The 505-nt window shown below is 53.7% G+C and carries 1 protein-coding gene; it reads left to right on the top strand.

Annotation, left to right across the window (positions count from 1 at the left end):
• A partial coding sequence (locus DEO48_RS15290; RefSeq protein WP_146198277.1) for a DUF932 domain-containing protein occupies positions 1 to 505 on the top strand: 505 nt, incomplete at both ends.

Below are 505 nucleotides of genomic sequence, written 5' to 3'. Positions count from 1 at the left end.
CAGCGTCTTCAGTGAAGACAAACACACATCACGCTCAGACCGTTACAGCTATATACCGACTATTACCCTGCTGGATAACCTGCAGCGCGAAGGTTTCGAACCCTTCTTCGCCTGTCAGTCACGCGTCCGTGACCCTGAACGTCGGGAACATACCAAACATCTGCTGCGCTTACGCCGGGCGGGTCAGATAAATGGTCAGCATGTACCTGAAATCATTATTTTAAACAGCCACGATGGGGCGTCGAGTTTTCAGCTATTGCCGGGCATTTTCCGAAGCGTGTGCACGAATTCGCTCGTCTGCGGACAGTCGTTTGGCGAAATCAGAGTTCCGCACCGTGGCGATATTGTTGAGAAAGTAATTGAAGGCGCTTACGAAGTACTTGGCGTCTTTGATCGGGTGGAAGAAAAGCGTGATGCCATGCAGTCGCTGCCGTTACCACCACCCGCACAACACGCCCTGGCGAACGCCGCCCTGACGTACCGCTTTGGGGAAGAACACCAGCCA

This window comes from Enterobacter sp. CGMCC 5087, assembly GCF_003144775.1.
GTDB classification, from domain to species: Bacteria; Pseudomonadota; Gammaproteobacteria; order Enterobacterales; family Enterobacteriaceae; genus Enterobacter; species Enterobacter cloacae_M.
The sequence above is the reverse complement of the archived record's forward strand: the minus strand, read 5'-3'. Positions and strand labels throughout refer to the sequence as shown.